Below are 452 nucleotides of genomic sequence, written 5' to 3' on the forward strand. Positions count from 1 at the left end.
TCGGCGCCGTGGGTGGCGAAATGCAGGTCGGAGCCACAGATTCCACAGGCCTTCACCTCGACGAGCACCTGGCCCGGGCCCGGCGTCGGTTCGGGCACATCGTCGCGGACGACCATCCGTCCGCCGCGCAGGACCGCGGCGCGCATCAACTCTTCTCCTCGGTGGCGTCTCCGGAGGCGTCCTCGGTGACAGCCTCGGTGAGCGCGTTGACGATCGCCTGCCCGGCGCGGCCCAGCAGCTGATCCCGCATGCCCTTGGCCCAGTCGTGTGACGCCCGGGCCGCGGTGAGCTGACCCTTGAAATGCGGGATCACCTCTCGGGCGAACAGTTCGTAGGAATGGAAGGTGGCGGCCGGGGGCGCCCAGTCGTGGCCGAGGAGCAGGAAGGTGCCGAAGCCGCCCGAGCGGTCCAGCAGGTCCTGGATGTAGGTGATGGCATCGGCGGTGGTGCCG

General features: G+C 69.9%; 1 pseudogene. It reads right to left on the bottom strand.

Annotation, left to right across the window (positions count from 1 at the left end):
* Positions 1–145: 145 nt before the first annotated feature.
* Positions 146–452 (bottom strand): annotated as a pseudogene (locus tag RNB18_RS52010) (LLM class flavin-dependent oxidoreductase); the annotation flags it as partial.

The sequence above is a fragment of the Streptomyces doebereineriae genome (assembly GCF_031845645.1).
In the GTDB taxonomy this organism is placed as follows: domain Bacteria; phylum Actinomycetota; class Actinomycetes; order Streptomycetales; family Streptomycetaceae; genus Streptomyces; species Streptomyces canus.